Source organism: Embleya sp. NPDC020630, assembly GCF_044334985.1.
Classification (GTDB): Bacteria; Actinomycetota; Actinomycetes; order Streptomycetales; family Streptomycetaceae; genus Embleya.
The window spans coordinates 12,780-29,082 of record NZ_JBIRUB010000029.1 but is presented as its reverse complement, the minus strand read 5'-3'; the positions used below and the strand labels follow the sequence as shown (position 1 = coordinate 29,082).

Here is a 16,303-nt window from a genome sequence, read left to right as displayed (position 1 = left end):
CGCGCGCGATACCCGGCGGCGGGGGAGCCGGCGGCGGGACCGACGGATGCGTCGGGCGATGGCCGCGCCGTCACGGGCACCGCCGAAGAATGAGGAGCAGGTTCCACGTGATCACCTCGCGCAGCCCGGGGATCCGGGTGACCGTGCCGGCGAGGAAGGGCCAGTAGCGGGAGCGGGCGCTGACCACCACCACGTCGGGCCGGGCCCGCACATACCGCAGGGTGGGGCCGACGTGTACGGCGAACAGGTTCTCGCCCAGGATGTGCTTGGGCGCGCGGCCGGTGCGGCGCGCGTAGCGGGTGCGGGCCCGCTCGGCGCCCAGGTAGTGCCACGGCGCCCACTCGTGACCGCCCCACGGGGAGTACCAGTTGGTGAAGGACACGTAGATCAACCCGCCCGGGCGGGTGACCCGCACCAACTCGCTCAGGAACGTGCGCGGATCCGCGACGTGTTCGAGCACGTTGGACGAGAAGCACACGTCGGCCACCCCGTCCGCGAGCGGCAGCAGGTAGCCGTCGGCCAGCACCGCGCCCTCGGGCGGGGTGCCGCGCGCGGCCAACTCCCGGGGATCGGGCTCGAAGAGGTACCCGTGCGCGCCGCGCCGACGAAACTCGCGGGTGAAGTGCCCACTGCCGCCACCGACATCGACCACCACCCGCCCGCGCAGCCGCACGTGCCGCTCGACCTGGTCGGCGGCGTCCCGGGCGAGCAGCCCGTAGCAGCCGTCCGGATCGCTCTGTTCGTGCCGGAAGGCGCGGAACAGCGCGAGGGACCGGCGCAACGACGGGTCCTTCACACGATCACCACCGGCTGCTCCGTCCGGTCCCCGACGCCGCCGCCTCGGCGGCCACCGACCGGAACTGCCGGACGGTGGCGCTCCATCGATAGCGGGCGGCGCGCAGCCTGGCCGCGCGGGCCATCGCCTCGCGGCGCCTCGGGGCCAGCGCCAGCGCACACCACGCGGCGGCGAACGAGCTTTCGCCGCGCGCCAGTACGCCGGTGACGCCGTCGTCGATCGAGTCGCGCAGCCCGGGGATGTCGAAGCCGACGGCGGGCGTGCCGCGCGCCGCGGCCTCGGTGACCACCAGACCCCAGCCCTCGACCTGCGAGGGGTGCAGCAACAGCCAGGCCGCGCACAGGAGTCGGTGCTTGTCCGCCTCGGACACCCAGCCGGTGAAGCGCACCCCCGGCCCGGCCATGGCACGCAGCCGATCCCGTTCGGGACCGTCGCCGACGATCACCAGCCGACCGCCGGTCACCGGCCGGACCTGCTCCCACAGCCGCAGCAGCAGATCGATGCGTTTGTAGTCGACCAGCCGGCCCACGGCCACGAACAGCGGCTCGGTCGAGGTGGGCGCCGGCGGGGCGGGCTCCTCGACGCCGTTGTGCACCACCCGGATGTGCTCCGGCGGCACGCCGATCTCCCGCAGCGCGGCAGCGGTCGAGCCGGACACCGCGACGATCAGGTTGCCCCGATGGGTGCCGGCCAGTCCCCAGCGCTCCAGGCGCCGGCCGATCCGGGCGGCGGGGCCCGGGAAGCGCATGCCCCACTGGTCGGTGTGCACGTGGTTGACCAGGCACACGGTGGGGCCGCGATGCCACAGCGGGGTCAGGTACGGCATGCCGTTGCACACCTCGACCAGCAGGTCGCAGCCGCCGATCCGGCGATCGAGGGTCCGACGGGCGCGCAGGTAGTGGTCGGTGTCCCCGCCCGCCGAGACCACCCGGTAGTCCCGGTCGGCGGCCGGGCCGCCGCACAGCAGGGTTACCCGGTGGCCGTGCGCGGTGAGTCCGTCGGCCAGCCGGTCGACCAGCAGCTCGGAGCCGCCGGCGGCGGGGTTGGCCAGGTCGCGGCGGGCCAGGAAGACGATGCGGTGGGGGTGCGGGGAACGGTCGGACGAGCGGGCGGGCGGGACGGGTCGGCGCGGCGATACGGGCGTCACCGCACGCAACGCGGGCACGTGCTGGGGCATCTGAGCTCCAACTCGTTCTCGATCTCGGTCTCGTTCTCGGTCCTGGAGCGAGCGAGCGTTCGGTGCGCGGGGTCGGGCCGGATCCGGGGGAGGGATGGGCTGCGTGGCCGCCGCGATGGGAACGGCGGTGCCGGTGCTGCGGGACGGGCGGGATGTGCGGGGTGAGTTCGTAGTTTTCGCCACCGCGTCACCGGTCGGCTACTCACCGAGGTGACAATTTTGCTCCCGGGTGAGGCCGCGAACCGTCAATGTGGTGCCGGTTCCGCGTGCCGTTCGGGCAGCGGGCGGGTGTCGCCCTCGGGGTCGCGGCCGTCGGCCGTACCGCCGGCCGCGGCGCCGCCGGACGCGCGGCGCGGGCCTCGGACCAGGAATACCACCCCGAGCGTCACCAGCACGACCCCGAGGCCGGCCGCCGAGAGCGGTGCGATCCACCCGATGGCGATCAGCTTGCGGTCGTCCCGCTTCGCCAAGTCGACCTGGTGGCTCCGGGTTTGTGGGGTGAAGGCGATCCGGTCGCTGCTCAGCAGGGTCACCGAGGCGGTCGCCGCGCCGGGCGCGCGCAGGGTCTTGCGCGGGGCGATCTTCGCGTCGATCACCCGGCCGGTGCGCTGATCCACGACCAGTTCGACGCCCGCGTTGGCGTACCACTCCTCGGCGAGCACCTGCGGCTGCGCGCGCAGGTCGACCAGTGCGCCCGGGACCTGGCGTACGCCGATCCGGGTGTCCGGCACCGTGCCGGTGAAGCGGTAGCCGCGATGCCCCAGAACCTTGGTGGTGCCGCGGTAGTCCAGCGGGATCGCCGCCCCCAAGGTCTCGTCCCACCAGCGGTATTGCCGCTTCTCCACGTCGAACGGGAACTTCAGGAACGCCTCGCCCTCGATCCGCGGCGTCTCGCCGCAGCAGTGCACGGGGGCGTTGGTGCGGCGGTCGGTCACCCAGCGGGCCAGCGTCCACTGGTACGACCGGCGTGGGTCCCCCCAGGCCAGCGTCTCGGGGGTGTCGATGGTCGTCGACACGTCCCACACCGCGCGGCCGCTGCGTTTGGCCTCCGCCACGTCGCCGAGTACGCGGCGGGTCACGGTGATCGTCTTTCCGTCCACCGGTTTCAGCGTGGCGGTGTCGAAATAGCTGCCGCTCCCGGCGAAGACCACGGTGTCGTCGATGTCGACGGGGGTGCGCTTGGCGTGTGGTTCGACATACCAGGCCAACATCGCGGCCAGCACGAGCAGGAACGCTCCCACACCGAGCAGGAGCAGGGACGGAATCGAGGGGCGGGACGAGATGGGGCGGGGCGAAGTGGGGCGGCGCATCCGGCACTCCTGACGGCGTTCGGCCTCGGGCACGTGCACGTCTGTCTCGGTTCCGGGCGGCTCCGGCGTGGGTTCCGACGCAGGTCGGGCTCGGGTCCGTCCCAGGCCGGGAACCGTAGGCGCACCCTTGACGGAGTGTCAATACACCTCGCACACTGTGCTGATACAGAGCCGGTGCACGGGAATGGGCGGGGTGCCCTCCGATCGAGAGGCTCGTCGAAGCATGCACAGACTGCTCGCCGCCGGGTCGACCGTGATCCTCGCCGCCGCACTCGCCGTCGGTGCCGGGCTCGGGATCGTCGCCGCGTTGAACTCCACCCCCGACCAACCCAATTCGCCGCTCGTCTCGTTCCGTACCGACCCGACACCGGCGCCGACCGCGCAGCCCTGATGCCTAGCCCGTACGCCGGGAGACGGGCCCGGTCCGGCATCGGCCGGCGGTCCCCGAAGACGGCGCCGGACGTCCGGCGCGAGGGAGGGGCGAGGTGACGGTGCGCACTGCCTGGCGGGACGTACCCCGGCCGCAATTGCGGCGGTTCGCCGATCTGGCCATGGCCGAGGTACCCGAACTGGCGCAGGGAATACTGCGCGACATCCGGATCGAATACCCCGGCGTGCCGCTGGTGCCGGACGAGTCGGGCGAACCGATGGCGCTGGTCGCCATTCGGCGCGCCCTCGTCGACTTCGTCGAGCACCTGGCCGCGACCGGCGATCGGCGGCACGAACGCCTCGAGATCTTCGAGTTGTTCGGCCGCGCCGAAGTGCTCCAGGGGCGCAGTCTCGACTCGTTGCAGGCGATGTACCGGCTCGGCGTGCGGCTGGCCTGGCGGCGGCTGGCCGAGATCGGCCAGCGGGTGGAGATCCCGCCGCCCGCGATGTACGAACTCGCCGAGGCGGGCTTCGAGTTCCTGGATGGCCTGGTCGCCCAGTCCGTACACGGCTACGCCGAGGCCGCGGCCCGTCAGGTCGGCGAACGGCTGTGGGCGCAGAAGCGGTTGATCAAACTGCTGCTCACCGAATACGGCACCGAACCCGCGAGCGCGCTGGCCGAACACGCCGCCCGCATCGGCTGGACGGTGCCCGAACAGGTGGCCGTGGGCGTGTTGTTGCGCCCCGCGCCGGACGCGGTGGCGCCGGCGGTGGGGCGGGACGTGCTCTTGGACATGGAGTGCGAACGGCCCCGGATGATCCTGCCCGACCCGGACACGGCCGGACGCCCCGAACTGGTGCGGCGGGCGATGGCGGGCTGGTCGGGCGCGATCGGCCCGTCGGTGCCGATCGCCGACGCCGCGAAGTCGCTGCACTGGGCGTGTACGGCGCTGCGTCTGGTGGAGCGCGGCCACCTGCCCGAGGGGCGGCTGATCCGATGTACGGAGCACACCGAGGCGTTGGTGCTGCTTCCGCCCGAGGAACTGATCGAGGACCTGGCCCGCCGCTGCCTGGCCCCCCTGGACAGCTGCTCGCCGGCGCACGCCCGGCGGCTGGAGGAAACCCTGCTGGCGTGGTTGGAAACCCGGGGCGGCGCACCGGAGATCGCGGCCCGGTTGGGGGTGCATGCCCAGACGGTCCGCTATCGGCTGCGGCAGATCCGGGACCTGCTCGGCGACGAGATGAACGAGCCGGATCGCCGCTTCGAACTGGAACTGGTGTTGCGGGCACGGCGGTTGCGGGAGGAGGGAGACTGAGGGGACCGGAGGGGGGCTGTTGGGACTGCTGGGACTGCTGGGCCCGGGGGCTCAGGGGGCCGACGTCGGCGCGTGCGACCCGCTCTGCGGGAGTGTCGGCCCGGGCCGGGCGGGAGACTCGGCGAAGGGTCCGGTGTGGGTGGCCATCAGGAGCATGAAGACGCCGGTGACGGTCAGCGCGAGCACGGTCAGGACGCGGCCCACGGGGTTGTGGACGTTGTAGACGTAGCGGCCTCCCCGGAGGCGACTGCGTCGGAAAACCGGCTCGTATCCGTCGTTGTTCGGCATGTCCGAAAGCCTAGCCAGGCCGCTGCCGCGCCTTCGATGCCGCCCGGGAACCGCTGCCGGGAACTACCGTGCGGTGATGCGGATCGTGGGTGGTGGGGTGGAGGCGGTGACCGAGGTCGGGTATCGCCGGGCGCGGGTCGGGGGCGGGAGCGAGGCGGCGCGGTTGCCGGTGGGGCGGTTGCGGGTGGATCGGCTGCCGGCGGGGTGTGACGCGGTGTTGGTCGCCGGCGACCTCCAGGGGGTCGCGCCCTCGCCCTGGGGTGGGCCGCCGGTGCTGTTGGGTGTCGCGCTCGCCGACTTCCTGACGGTGTGGGCGCAGGAGGGGTCGGCGCCGGCGCCGGAGCGGGTGGGCGTGGTGTTGGCGGGCGACCTGTACGCGGCGCCGGCGGCGGATCGGCGCGGCGCGAGCGGGGCGGTCCGGGACGTGTGGTGGGCGTTCGCGGCGGCCGGTTGCCCGTTCGTGGTCGGCGTGGCCGGCAACCATGACGAGGTGTCGACGGCGGACCTGGCCGAGGCGGGCCCGCACGTCGTGCTGCTCGACGGCGCACACGTCGACGTGGGCGGGGTCCGCTTCGCCGGTGTGGGCCGGATCATCGGCGACCCGAAGCGGCCGGGCCGCCGGGCCGAGAAGGCGCAGACCGCCCTCCTCGACCGCGTCCTCGGCGCCACCCCCGACGTGCTGATCCTGCACGAGGGCCCACCCGGCGCCACGCCCACCCAGCCGGGCCGCGCCGAGCCGGCCGCCCGCATCCGGGCCGCCCCGCCGCCCCTCACCATCTGCGGCCACGTGCACTGGCCGATCCCGGTCGCCCCCGCCCCCGGCGGCCACACCCTCAACACGGACGCCCGCGCGATCCTCCTGACGGTCTGACCCCGACACGCTCACGCGGACCCGTGCCGCCGCAGCGGCCGGGCCGACCGCCGCCCGACGCATCGGCCCCGGTGGATCCGTCCGGCCCGGCCGCCGCCGGCAAGGCCTAGGTCCTGTCCGGCGGATCTTGGCGGGGCCGCGCCGCCCGGCACCGCACCTCGCCGCACCGGAGAAACAGCCGAATAGAACCACTATGCGGCTGCTTCTCCGGCACGCCGAGGCACGGCACCGGACGACGCGGCCCGATCCACCAAGATCCGCCGGACAGGACCTAGGGGCAGGCCCCGCCACGGTGAGCCCATCCCCGGTGCTTGCCCACGACCCCGCCGCGGTGCGACGCTGCGAGCGACGAGAGGACGGCATCGATGGTGGATCTCGCGGCCATGCTGGACGATCTCCGCGCGGAGGGCGCCGAGTCGGACCGGCTCGTCGCCTCGTTGTCGGCGGCCGAGTGGGCGCTGCCGACGCCCGCGCCCGGGTGGACCATCGCGCACCAGATCGCCCATCTGGCCTGGACCGACGATCAGGTCCGGCTCGCCGCGACGAATCCCACCGCCTTCGAGGGCGCGGTCGCGGTAGCCGCCGCCGACCCCGACGGCTTCGTCGACCGAGGCGCGGAAGTCGGCGCGACGGCACCGCCGAAGGACATCCTGGCCCGCTGGCGGGACGGCCGGCACGCGGTCCCGGAACTGCTGGCGGCGCTGCCGGCGAGGGCCCGACTGCCGTGGTACGGGCCGCCGATGAGCGCCGCGTCGATGGCCGGCGCCCGAATCATGGAGACCTGGGCGCATACCCAGGACATCGCCGACACCCTGGGCGTGCTCCGTACCCCCACCACCCGCCTCCGGCACATCGCCCGACTCGGCGTCCGGGCCCGGGACTACGCCTACACCGTGCACGGACTGCGGGCACCCGAAAGGGAGTTCAGGGTCGAACTGATCGACCCGGACGAGCCCGGCGGCACCTGGACCCACGGCCCGGAGGACGCCACGGAGCGGGTGACCGGACCACTGCTCGACTTCTGCCTCCTGGTCACCCGCCGCCGGCATCCCGCCGACCTCGCGGTGCGCGCCGAGGGCCCCGAGGCGATCCGCTGGCTGACCATCACCCAGTCCTACGCCGGCCCACCCGGAGCGGGCCGTACGCCCGGCCAATTCGACTGATTCGGCCCGATCCGCCACCCGACCCCGGTGATCGAGGGCCCGCACGCGCGCGCCTTCGCCCCCGCGTCCAGGCACCCACCCCCTCCCGCCCGGCTCGAATTGGTCCAGACCTATTGACAGTTCCGCCGTCGCGGCGGTCAACTCGTCCTGCACACAGGCACCCCGGCACCTCCGGGTGCGCCCGGACGGCCTGCGCACGTCCCACACCGAGGGAGCCTGACGTCCCATCAGGCGACGCGGCGCCGATCCGGGTTCACCCTCCACGCACACCCACGCCCGCAGGCAACCGCCCGGGCCGGTACGGGAGGCACACCACGATGGCACCCCCACGTCCCCGCAACACCCCTGCATACACCCCGACTTCGCGTCGAGCCCGGCCCGGCCCGCGCCGCTGGGCCGCGCTCCTCGCCGCGGCTTGTACAACGGCCGCGGCGAGTCTGCTCGTCCTCGCCCCGTCCGCGCCCGCCGCCGGCACCGCCGAACTCGTGGTGAACGGCGGCTTCGAGACCGGCCTCTCCGGCTGGACCTGTTCCGGCGGCACCGGTCGCGCGACCACCACCCCCGTACACACCGGAACCGGCGCCCTCCAGGCCACCCCCGCCGGCGGCGACAACGCCCGCTGCAGCCAGACGGTGGCCGTACAACCCGACTCCGACTACACCCAATCCGCCTGGGTCCAGGGCGGCTACATCTACCTCGGCGCGAGCGGCACCGGCACCACCGACGTGTCCACCTGGACCTCCTCCGCCACCACCTGGCAAAAGCTCACCACCACGTTCCACACCGGAGCGCACACGACCAGCGTCACGATCTACCTGAACGGCTGGTACGGGCAGCCCGCCTACTACGCCGACGACGTCTCGCTCGTCGGCCCGGGCGGATCCACCACGATCCCGGGCGTACCCACCGGCCTGACCGTCGCCGGCACCACCGCGCGCAGCGCCTCGCTGTCCTGGACCGCGGTGCCCGGCGCCACCTCGTACGACGTCTTCCGCGCCGACACCAAGGTGGCCACGGTCACCGGAACCTCCGCCGAGATCCCGGGACTCACCCCGCAGACCAGCTACACCTTCTCCGTCGCCGCGACCAACAGCGCCGGATCCTCCGCGCGTTCCGCCCCCGTCACCGCCACCACCGCGCCGGACGGCCCCACCGGCCAGGACCCGACCGGACTGCCCAAACGGGTGATGACCGGCTACTGGCACAACTTCGTCAACGGCTCCACGAACCTGCGCCTGCGGGACGTGCCCACGTCCTACAACCTGGTCGCGGTGGCGTTCGCCGAAGCCGACCGCAGCCGCTGGGGCGCGATCACGTTCGGCGTGGACCCGGGCCTGTCCACCGCGCTCGGCGGCTACACCAACGCCGACCTCAAGGCGGACATCGTCGCGATGCACGCCCGGGGACAGAAGGTCATCCTGTCCGTCGGCGGCGAGTTGGGCGCGGTCTGGGTCGGTGACAACGCCTCCGCCGACATGTTCGCGAGCACCGCCACGGCGCTGCTGCGCGAATACGGCTTCGACGGCGTGGACATCGACCTGGAGAACGGGGTCAGCCCCACCTACATGGCCACCGCGCTGCGCGCCATCCGGGCCCAGGTCGGCACCTCGCTGATCATCACGATGGCCCCGCAGACCCTGGACATGCAGACCACCCAGACCGCCTACTTCCAACTCGCCCTGAGCATCAAGGACATCCTGACCATCGTCCACATGCAGTACTACAACTCCGGCACCATGTTCGGCTGCGACCAGAAGTTGTACGCCCAGGGCGGCGTCGACTTCCTCACCGCGCAGGCGTGCATCCAACTCCAGGGCGGCCTGCGCCCGGACCAGGTCGCCTTCGGCGTACCGGCCACCGGACGCGCGGCGGGCAGCGGATACGTCTCGCCCGGCGTGGTGAACAACGCGCTGGACTGCCTGGAGTCGGGCACCGGTTGCGGCACCTACCGACCGGCGACCACCTGGCGCGGCATCCGGGGCGCGATGACCTGGTCCGTCAACTGGGACGCGACCGCCGGGTACGCGCTGGCCAACACCATCTCGGCGCACCTGCGCGCGATGCCCTGATCGACGGGCACGCTCGACCGGCGCTACACCGCGCGGATGTCCGCCCACAGCGCCACCGAGCCGGGTTCGAGCGGCGCCGCCTCGTCGGCGGCGCCGCTCGTCCACCACAGGCCCCGCCCCGGTCGCAGCGCCGGGCCGGGGCCGCCGTGCGTTCCGCGCCCTGACAGCAGGTAGAGCACGCCGGCGTGCCCGGCGGGCAGCGGCACGGGCGCGTCGATGCGCCGCACGTCGGCGGTCCACCGGCCGCGCCGGATCATGATGTTGAGCACCCGGACCGCGCCGCGGTCGCCGTCGCCGAGCAGGCGGGCGCGGAGCGCCAGGTCGCCGGAGAAGGCGAACGGCACGCCGGGGCGGTCGAGCCGATGATCGAGCGGCGGGGTCCCGGGCGCATCGCCGCCGTCCGCGATCAGGTGCACGCCATCGCCCGCCAGGAGGGTGATGGTGCGGTCGACGCCCGGGAACGGCGAGAACGGCCCGTCGGCGGCGATCGTGGCGATGCTCGCCCGCCAGCCGAAGTCCGCCGAGTCGCCGCCCGGACCCGCCGACCCCTCGCACGCGATCTCCCGGGTGTCGCCGCCACCGTTGCGCCACGGGCCGACGGGCAGCGTCTCGACGTCGAAGGGATGCGTCAGCGTCACGTACGGGCCTGCTTCCATGGGATCGGGACGGCCGGGCATCGGCCGGGCCCGCCATGATGCCGGCCGCCGTGCGGGCATGTCCGCGCCGTGATCCCGACGCCGTCGCTCACCCGTGCTTGGCGACGGTGAGCAGTACCGCCGAGTCCTCCAGGGCGTCCAGGCTGTGCCGGGACTTCGGTACGACCAGGAAGTCGCCCGTCCGTCCCTCCCACGACGTCTCGCCGTCGATCAGGAGCACCCGCCCCCGCAACACCAGCAGGGTCGCCTCGCCGGGATTCTCGTGCTCGGACAGTGAGGTCCCCGCGTTCAGCGCGATCAGCGTCTGCCGCAACACATGTTCGTGGCCCCCGTACACGGTGTGCGCGCTGCGCCCCGTAGAGGCGGTGGCGGCCAGCTTGAGCAGTTCGCGGACCTGGGCTTCCAAGGAGAGCTTTTCCATAGCCACAGTGTGCACACGACCGCTCACAAAACCCCGAACGACCGCACCCGCGTCACACCGGAAGTTGCGCCGCCACACCGGGCCGCACCCGGTCCAGGCTCAGTCGCAGCACCGTGCAGGCCAGCGCGGCCAGCGCGAAACCGGCGCCGAGCCAGGCGAGTTGCCGGGGACCGGTGACGGACAGGAGCCGGCCGCCGATCGTGGTACCCGCGGTGATCCCGAGATTGGAGAAGGAGATGAACAGGCTGTTCCCGAACTCGGGGGCGTCGCGCGCGTCGCGCCCGAGCCAGTGCTGGCTCACGACCAGCCCGCCGGAGTGCACCAGGCCCCAGATCGGTATCGCCACCAGCATCGGGGCGACATGTGGACCGACCGCGTAGAGCAGGACGTACACGGCCAGGCACAGGGCGGGAAAGGCGAGCGCGGTGCGGGTCGCGTCGCGCCGCAGCAGCGCGCCGAAGGCGAAGTTGCCGAGGATCATCACGAGGCCGAACACCATCAGCAGCGCGCCGACCCACGAGCCGTCCATCCCGGTGACCTCGTCCAGATACTCGGCGAAGTAGCCGTAGACCGAGAACATCGCCGCGAAGACGAAGACCACCGACAGGATGCTCAGCCACATCCGGCCACTGCGCAGCACGCCGACCTGGGCGCCGTACGACAACCGACGCTCCACCGGCACGGTGGGCAGGAAGCACAGGATGCCCAGGAAGGCGAGCAGGTTGATCGCGGCGCCGAACCAGAACGCCGCCTCCAGGGACAGGTGTTCGGCCAGATAGGACGTCAGCGGCACGCCGAGGGCGAAGCCGACGGTGACGCCGGCGAACACGCGGGTCGTGGCCCGCGTGGCGTCCGCCGCCGGGACCAGGCGGGCCGCGGTGGTCAGGGCGACGGAGAAGAACACGGGATGGACGACGGCGGGCAGGATCCGGAAGGCGAGCATCACGTCGAACCTGGTGGTGAGCGCGTACACGGCGTTGGAGATCGCGAACACCAGGATCGCCGAGGCCAGCACGGTCCTGCGGTCGATCCGCGACGCGAACAGCGTCATGAACGGCCCGGAGACCGCGATCACCAGGGCGAACGCGCCGACGAGGAGGCCGGCGGTCGAGGTGTCGACGTGCAGCCGGTCGGCCACCTGCGGCAGCACGCCGACGATGCCCATCTCGGTGGTGATGATCCCGAATACGCCGAGGGCGAGGGTTGCGATCGTGATGGTGGTGGTTCTCATCGTGGCCTTGTCGATCGGTGTTGGTTTTACATATCTGTATATGTAGATGCGTTTGCCCGTGCGTGTACATGCGACGGGCCGGAGTGTCCGGGTCAGAGTTCGGTGCGGACGTGTTCCGCGAACTCGGCGATCGTGCGTTCGTTGCGCCGGTAGTACGTCCACTTGCCGATCCGCTCGGATTCGAGCAGACCCGCGTCCTTGAGGGTCTGGAGGTATCCGGACACCACCGACTGGGCCAGGCCCGCGCGGGACTGGATGTCGCCGACGCAGACGCCGATGTGGAACCCCAGGCCCTGCTGTCGGTAGGAGTCCTCGTCGAAGTACTTCGCGGGCTCCTTCAGCCACTGCATGAACAGGAGTCGGGCCGGGTTGGCGAGTGCCTTGTGTACGGCCAGGGGGTCCATGGCGGGCTGCCTTCCGGGGAGGTGGGCGCTCGAGGGGCGCGGGATCGCATCCAGTTTTCTCGATATGTAGTGACTGTGTCAATCGAGTCGAACGAAATGTCGGTAAATATTGAGGTTTGAACGGGTTAGTCGCAGGTGGGAGGGCTATCAACCAAGGGACTGCGATTCTCGGAAAGAGGGTGGTGGACGTGTCCACGTCGACATCGACACCGACAGCGCCATCGATAGAGCAGCACCCCGACATAATCACCATGCGACTTCGTTCCGAACGCGCCACCACCGGCGCGGTGGCGCAGGCCGCGGAAGCGTTGGGCGTGCTGTGCGGTGTGTACCTGGCGGCCTCCCCCTGGATCGTCGGGTTCAACGGCTTCACGACTTTGACCACGAACAACCTGATCACCGGCGTGGCGCTTGCGCTGCTGATGATGGGCGCGTTCGGGTCCGCCTACGAGCGCACGCACGCGATGAGCTGGGCGGCGTTCGGCATCGGTGTGTGGACGATCATCGCGCCCTGGGCCGTGAGCGGTTCCTTCGACACCACGCGGACCATCACCAGCAACGTGATCGTCGGTGCGGTGGCGTGCCTGATGGCGCTGGTTCTCGCGCTCAGGGGTGTCATCGGGATTCACCGTTTGTGAGTGATCCCGTCTGTGAGTGATCCGAGTCCGAGACCGGGCCGCCGGTGGGTCCGGTCGGCGCGCGGTTCGCCCCGGCGACCCTTGTCGGGCGTACTCCGTCGGCAGGTCCCGCCCCGCAGCTCCGGCTGGGAGGTGGATGTAGTGAGCGGACCTTCGCTTTCGGGCCGGGAACGGCGCACCCTCGCGCGCATGGAGGAATCCCTGGCGCAGGACGAGCAGTTGGCCGAACTGCTGCGCGTGTTCGACGACCCACCCTCTGTACCGGCTCCGAAACGCCGTCGATTCGGCATCGGCGTGCGCATCGGCGCGCCGCATTGGCCGACCCTTGTGAAGTGGACGGCGCTGCTGCTGTCCGGCACCTCGATCGGGCTGCTGATCGCCGCGATCCTCACGGGTGCGCCCGTGGTGGTCCTGGTGGCGGTGGCCGTGTCGGTGCCGGCATTGCTCCTGATCGGCGCCTTCGCCTACCTGAGGTGGCACGCGGACGGCCCGGCGGGCGCCCACGCGGTACGTCGTGGCCGGCGAGCCCGTACGCACGGGTGGCTGCGGGCGCACGGCGCGGATCGCGTCGACGGCACGGGCGGCACGGGCGGCACGGAGCGTCGCGACAGCGACGACCGGCGCCGCGAACCGTAATGGATACGGCGTCGACGCACGCGGCAACGGTGTGACCCGGGCGGCTTCGGTGCGTTCGGGCCTCTCCGGTGCGCTCTCGGCGCGCGATCCGCGCTTTTTCGGGCTGTTTGAGCGCTGCCGTGTCACATTGTTGCCGTATCACATTTTTGCCCTGGTCCGGCCCGACGTGCGCTTCCGGGTCGTGCGACCCCTGGATCGCCTCCGTATACGCCGCCGTATACGTGGCTCGCATGCTCGTGTACGGTGGCGTATATGGGGGCGGCACAGGGCGTCCCGGCGCCGGAAAGGTGGCAGCGGGCATGAGACTTCCTCGCACGGCCTACATCGAACAGCCTTGGCGGCTCCACGAGTTCGCCCACGACTTCCGAGTCGAGGACGTGTGGTCCTACCGCACTCCGGGCGCCGGGCCGGACGACTTTCCCGTGATGCTCGCGGCGATGCGGGCGAGCGGCGGGCGGCAGGCGGCGCCGACGCGGTTCCTGCTCGCGGTACGCCGGAAGCTCGGCGTCGTGCTCGGCTGGGACCGGCCCGAGGCCGGGCTCGGGGAGCGTGTGGTGTCGCTGCGCGATCGCCTGCCGGACGAACTTCGCGCCACCGTCGACCCCGCCGACTCCGGCGGCATGCCGCTCACTCCCGTGTACGGGCTCGACCGCGAGTTCGTCGGCGAGCTGGGCAACAAGACCGCGCACGCCCTGATGCACCTGGGCTGGGTGCCGACCGGGGACGGCGGCCACGAGCTGCGGATGGCCGTCCTGGTCAAGCCCAACGGCTGGTTCGGCCGGCTGTACATGGCCGGCATCGCACCGTTTCGGCTCCTGATCGTCTACCCGGCGCTGACCCGCCAGTGGGAGCGCATCTGGCTCGACCGCGCGCAACTGCTCGCCGCCGCCGAGGCGCACGCAGCCGGCGCAGCCGCCGGGCCCGCCGCGTCCGCCGGCCCCGCCGACCACCCCGGGGCGGCCGTCACCTCATGACCCGGATCGGGTCGCCGGTGAGGAAGGCGGCGATGTCCTCGACCGCGTCGCGGTAGAAGGTCTCGTACAGCTCGCGCGTGACGTAGCCGATGTGCGGGGTGAGCACGACGTTGTCCAGTGTGCGCAACGGGTGGTCGGCGGGCAGCGGTTCGACGTCGTACACATCCAGCGCCGCGGCGGCGATGGCCCGGCGGCGCAGCACGTCCAGGAGGGCGGACTCCTCGACGATGGGGCCGCGCGAGGTGTTGACCAGGATCGCGGTCGGCTTCATCCGGGCCAGTTGGGCGGCGCCGACCAGGCCCCGGGTGCGCGAGCCGAGGACGAGGTGGATGGACAGCACGTCGGACCGGGCGAACAACATCTCCTCGGTCACCGCCGTCACGTTGTGCGCCGCGGCCCGCTCCGGGGTCAGATGCGGGCTCCAGGCCACACACTCCATGCCGAACGCGTGGCCGATCCGGGCCACTTCGCTGCCGAGCCGGCCCAGGCCCAGCACACCGAGCACCTTGCCGCGCAGGCCGACGCCGAGCCCCACCTGCCAGCCGCCGGCCCGCATCGAGCGCTCCTCGACCGGCAGGTTGCGGGCGGCGGCCAGGATCAGCGCCCAGGTCAGCTCGGCGGTCGGATGGGCGACATAGCCCGTCCCGCAGACCACCACACCACGCCCGCGCGCCGCCGCCACATCGATCGCCGCGTTCACCGGCCCGGTACTCACCAGCAGCCGCAGCCCGGTCAACCGGTCCAGCACCTCCGCCGGAAACCGGGTGCGCTCGCGCATCGCGACGATCACCTCGAACCCGGCGAGCGCGGCGACCACCGCGTCACCATCGGCGAACGGCTCGGTGAACACGTGCACCTCGGCGTCGAGCGAACCCCAGTCGGCCAGCCCCCGAGCCACGTCCTGATAGTCGTCGATAATGGCGATCCTCATGACCCCCGAGGCTAATACCACCCCCACCCCCCAACCCCCCGACGCGCCCCAACCGCACACCCCGCCCGGCCCGCGTGGGTTCGAGGATCAGCCCGGAAGGCGGCCGATTCCGCCCACGGACAGGTGGCCTTCGGGGGTGAGCGGGCGGGTGGCCGGCTCGTCCGGGTGCCAGAGGGGGAGGAGGACCACGCCGGGGTCCACGAGTTCGAGGCCGTCGAAGTAGCTCTCGATTTCCTCCAGGGGGCGAAAGCGACCGCTGCCCAACTGGGTCAGGAAGATCTTTTCCAGCGCGCGTCCCTCCGGCGTGGAGTCGCAGAAGTGGGTGATGAAGATGTAGCTGCCCGGCGGCAGTGCGTCGCGGTAGGCGCGGACCACGCCCGCCGGGTCCTCGTCGTCGGCGAGATGGTGCAGGACGGCCACCAGGAGCAGGCCGACGGGCCGGGTGAAGTCGATGAGTTCGCGCAATTCCGGGCGGGCCAGCACGTCGGCCGGATCGCGCAGGTCGGCGGTCACCACGCGGGTGCGGTGATTGTCCGCGAGCAGCGCCCGCCCGTGCGCGAGCACGATCGGATCGTTGTCCACGTAGACGACGGCCGCGTCGGGGTTCACCTCCTGGGCGACCTCGTGCGTGTTCTGCACGGTCGGCAGGCCCGAACCCAGGTCGACGAACTGGTCGATGCCCTGGGCCGCGAGGTAGCGCACGCCCCGGGCCAGGATGTGCCGGTTGTGCCAGGCGCCCTCGTTGGACAGGTTCGCCAGCGCCTCGTCGGCGATCCTGCGGTCCACCGCGAAGTTGTTCTTGCCACCCAGAATGGCGTCGTAGACCCGCGCGACGCTGGGCACGGTGACGTCGATCCCGGTCGGTGCCCAGTCCTCGGGCGACTCCCCCTCCGGCAGGGCGTCGAAGTCCCACTCGTCCTGTTCCCGCTCGACCACGGTTGCTCCTCGTCGATGTCTCGCGCGCTCACCCATGGCGTCTTACGGGCGTACGGAGCCTATCCGAGTCCCTCCGTCACCGACCGGCAACTTCCGTAACACGTGCGGGGATTGGCG

At 72.0% G+C, this 16,303-nt stretch carries 18 protein-coding genes; 8 read left to right on the top strand and 10 right to left on the bottom strand.

Going from position 1 to position 16,303, the window contains the following annotated elements; translation table 11 throughout:
- Positions 1-70: 70 nt before the first annotated feature.
- The 3 genes from ACH4XV_RS43670 to ACH4XV_RS43660 all read right to left on the bottom strand — a co-directional run bounded on the left by ACH4XV_RS43670 (position 71) and on the right by ACH4XV_RS43660 (position 3,283).
- Positions 71-796, bottom strand: coding sequence for a class I SAM-dependent methyltransferase (locus tag ACH4XV_RS43670; RefSeq protein ID WP_395799329.1), 726 nt, complete (start codon positions 794-796; stop codon positions 71-73).
- Between the two features lie 4 nt (positions 797-800).
- On the bottom strand, positions 801-1,973 hold the full coding sequence (locus tag ACH4XV_RS43665) for a glycosyltransferase family 4 protein (protein ID WP_395799327.1): 1,173 nt from the start codon (positions 1,971-1,973) through the stop codon (positions 801-803).
- Positions 1,974-2,218: 245 nt separating this feature from the next.
- Entirely contained in the window at positions 2,219-3,283 is a 1,065-nt protein-coding gene (locus ACH4XV_RS43660; protein ID WP_395799325.1) for a DUF3068 domain-containing protein, read from the bottom strand.
- Between the two features lie 223 nt (positions 3,284-3,506).
- Here ACH4XV_RS43660 and ACH4XV_RS43655 point away from each other — a divergent pair, with 223 nt between their 5' ends.
- Together ACH4XV_RS43655 and ACH4XV_RS43650 are read left to right on the top strand one after the other, a co-directional pair.
- On the top strand, positions 3,507-3,674 hold the full coding sequence (locus tag ACH4XV_RS43655; protein WP_170222150.1) for a hypothetical protein: 168 nt from the start codon (positions 3,507-3,509) through the stop codon (positions 3,672-3,674).
- Between the two features lie 94 nt (positions 3,675-3,768).
- A complete protein-coding gene (locus tag ACH4XV_RS43650; protein WP_380003777.1) occupies positions 3,769-4,968 on the top strand; it encodes a helix-turn-helix domain-containing protein in 1,200 nt (399 codons plus the stop codon).
- Positions 4,969-5,019: 51 nt separating this feature from the next.
- On the opposite strand, the gene ACH4XV_RS43645 is transcribed toward ACH4XV_RS43650, so the two are convergent.
- Positions 5,020-5,256, bottom strand: coding sequence for a hypothetical protein (locus ACH4XV_RS43645; protein WP_395799323.1), 237 nt, complete (start codon positions 5,254-5,256; stop codon positions 5,020-5,022).
- Positions 5,257-5,332: 76 nt separating this feature from the next.
- Between ACH4XV_RS43645 and ACH4XV_RS43640 the strand changes: the two genes are divergently transcribed.
- From ACH4XV_RS43640 to ACH4XV_RS43630, 3 genes are all read left to right on the top strand, one after another.
- On the top strand, positions 5,333-6,127 hold the full coding sequence (locus ACH4XV_RS43640; protein ID WP_395799321.1) for a hypothetical protein: 795 nt from the start codon (positions 5,333-5,335) through the stop codon (positions 6,125-6,127).
- A gap of 365 nt (positions 6,128-6,492) precedes the next feature.
- On the top strand, positions 6,493-7,290 hold the full coding sequence (locus tag ACH4XV_RS43635) for a TIGR03084 family metal-binding protein (protein WP_395799319.1): 798 nt from the start codon (positions 6,493-6,495) through the stop codon (positions 7,288-7,290).
- Positions 7,291-7,607: 317 nt separating this feature from the next.
- Positions 7,608-9,359: a chitinase gene (locus ACH4XV_RS43630; RefSeq protein ID WP_395799317.1), complete on the top strand. Its 1,752-nt coding sequence runs from the start codon at positions 7,608-7,610 to the stop codon at positions 9,357-9,359.
- A gap of 23 nt (positions 9,360-9,382) precedes the next feature.
- Here ACH4XV_RS43630 and ACH4XV_RS43625 read toward each other — a convergent pair whose 3' ends face one another.
- From ACH4XV_RS43625 to ACH4XV_RS43610, 4 genes are all read right to left on the bottom strand, one after another.
- Positions 9,383-9,997 carry a HutD family protein gene (locus tag ACH4XV_RS43625; protein WP_395799315.1) on the bottom strand — a complete coding sequence of 205 codons (615 nt, stop codon included), beginning with the start codon at positions 9,995-9,997 and terminating at the stop codon, positions 9,383-9,385.
- Between the two features lie 106 nt (positions 9,998-10,103).
- Positions 10,104-10,436: a LuxR family transcriptional regulator gene (locus ACH4XV_RS43620; RefSeq protein ID WP_380003784.1), complete on the bottom strand. Its 333-nt coding sequence runs from the start codon at positions 10,434-10,436 to the stop codon at positions 10,104-10,106.
- Between the two features lie 52 nt (positions 10,437-10,488).
- Positions 10,489-11,667 (bottom strand): MFS transporter, encoded by a 1,179-nt coding sequence (locus tag ACH4XV_RS43615; protein WP_395799313.1) that lies wholly within the window; start codon positions 11,665-11,667, stop codon positions 10,489-10,491.
- A 92-nt stretch (positions 11,668-11,759) separates the two neighbouring features.
- Positions 11,760-12,071 (bottom strand): ArsR/SmtB family transcription factor, encoded by a 312-nt coding sequence (locus tag ACH4XV_RS43610; protein WP_395799311.1) that lies wholly within the window; start codon positions 12,069-12,071, stop codon positions 11,760-11,762.
- Between the two features lie 188 nt (positions 12,072-12,259).
- Between ACH4XV_RS43610 and ACH4XV_RS43605 the strand changes: the two genes are divergently transcribed.
- The 3 genes from ACH4XV_RS43605 (at position 12,260) to ACH4XV_RS43595 (ending at position 14,319) form a co-directional block, all read left to right on the top strand.
- Positions 12,260-12,709, top strand: coding sequence for an SPW repeat protein (locus ACH4XV_RS43605; RefSeq protein WP_395799309.1), 450 nt, complete (start codon positions 12,260-12,262; stop codon positions 12,707-12,709).
- Positions 12,710-12,898: 189 nt separating this feature from the next.
- Positions 12,899-13,345, top strand: a complete 447-nt coding sequence (locus ACH4XV_RS43600) for a hypothetical protein (RefSeq protein ID WP_395799307.1) — start codon at positions 12,899-12,901, stop codon at positions 13,343-13,345.
- A 299-nt stretch (positions 13,346-13,644) separates the two neighbouring features.
- Complete coding sequence (locus ACH4XV_RS43595; RefSeq protein ID WP_395799305.1) at positions 13,645-14,319, top strand: DUF2867 domain-containing protein; 675 nt, start codon at positions 13,645-13,647, stop codon at positions 14,317-14,319.
- On the opposite strand, the gene ACH4XV_RS43590 is transcribed toward ACH4XV_RS43595, so the two are convergent.
- Together ACH4XV_RS43590 and ACH4XV_RS43585 are read right to left on the bottom strand one after the other, a co-directional pair.
- Positions 14,309-15,250 carry a D-2-hydroxyacid dehydrogenase family protein gene (locus ACH4XV_RS43590; RefSeq protein WP_395799303.1) on the bottom strand — a complete coding sequence of 314 codons (942 nt, stop codon included), beginning with the start codon at positions 15,248-15,250 and terminating at the stop codon, positions 14,309-14,311. The two genes, ACH4XV_RS43595 and ACH4XV_RS43590, sit on opposite strands and share 11 nt — an antisense overlap.
- Before the next feature lie 87 nt (positions 15,251-15,337).
- Positions 15,338-16,186: an SAM-dependent methyltransferase gene (locus ACH4XV_RS43585; protein WP_395799301.1), complete on the bottom strand. Its 849-nt coding sequence runs from the start codon at positions 16,184-16,186 to the stop codon at positions 15,338-15,340.
- Positions 16,187-16,303 lie beyond the last annotated feature (117 nt).

Excerpts from the sequence above, each read along its gene's own strand:
- ACH4XV_RS43620 (WP_380003784.1), bottom strand. The coding sequence starts at position 10,436 with ATGGAAAAGCTCTCCTTGGAAGCCCAGGTCCGCGAACTGCTCAAGCTG.
- ACH4XV_RS43645 (WP_395799323.1), bottom strand. The coding sequence starts at position 5,256 with ATGCCGAACAACGACGGATACGAGCCGGTTTTCCGACGCAGTCGCCTC.
- ACH4XV_RS43655 (WP_170222150.1), top strand. The coding sequence starts at position 3,507 with ATGCACAGACTGCTCGCCGCCGGGTCGACCGTGATCCTCGCCGCCGCA.
- ACH4XV_RS43590 (WP_395799303.1), bottom strand. The coding sequence starts at position 15,250 with ATGAGGATCGCCATTATCGACGACTATCAGGACGTGGCTCGGGGGCTG.
- ACH4XV_RS43640 (WP_395799321.1), top strand. The coding sequence starts at position 5,333 with ATGCGGATCGTGGGTGGTGGGGTGGAGGCGGTGACCGAGGTCGGGTAT.
- ACH4XV_RS43630 (WP_395799317.1), top strand. The coding sequence starts at position 7,608 with ATGGCACCCCCACGTCCCCGCAACACCCCTGCATACACCCCGACTTCG.
- ACH4XV_RS43595 (WP_395799305.1), top strand. The coding sequence starts at position 13,645 with ATGAGACTTCCTCGCACGGCCTACATCGAACAGCCTTGGCGGCTCCAC.
- ACH4XV_RS43615 (WP_395799313.1), bottom strand. The coding sequence starts at position 11,667 with ATGAGAACCACCACCATCACGATCGCAACCCTCGCCCTCGGCGTATTC.
- ACH4XV_RS43600 (WP_395799307.1), top strand. The coding sequence starts at position 12,899 with ATGGAGGAATCCCTGGCGCAGGACGAGCAGTTGGCCGAACTGCTGCGC.
- ACH4XV_RS43660 (WP_395799325.1), bottom strand. The coding sequence starts at position 3,283 with ATGCGCCGCCCCACTTCGCCCCGCCCCATCTCGTCCCGCCCCTCGATT.
- ACH4XV_RS43665 (WP_395799327.1), bottom strand. The coding sequence starts at position 1,973 with ATGCCCCAGCACGTGCCCGCGTTGCGTGCGGTGACGCCCGTATCGCCG.
- ACH4XV_RS43635 (WP_395799319.1), top strand. The coding sequence starts at position 6,493 with ATGGTGGATCTCGCGGCCATGCTGGACGATCTCCGCGCGGAGGGCGCC.
- ACH4XV_RS43610 (WP_395799311.1), bottom strand. The coding sequence starts at position 12,071 with ATGGACCCCCTGGCCGTACACAAGGCACTCGCCAACCCGGCCCGACTC.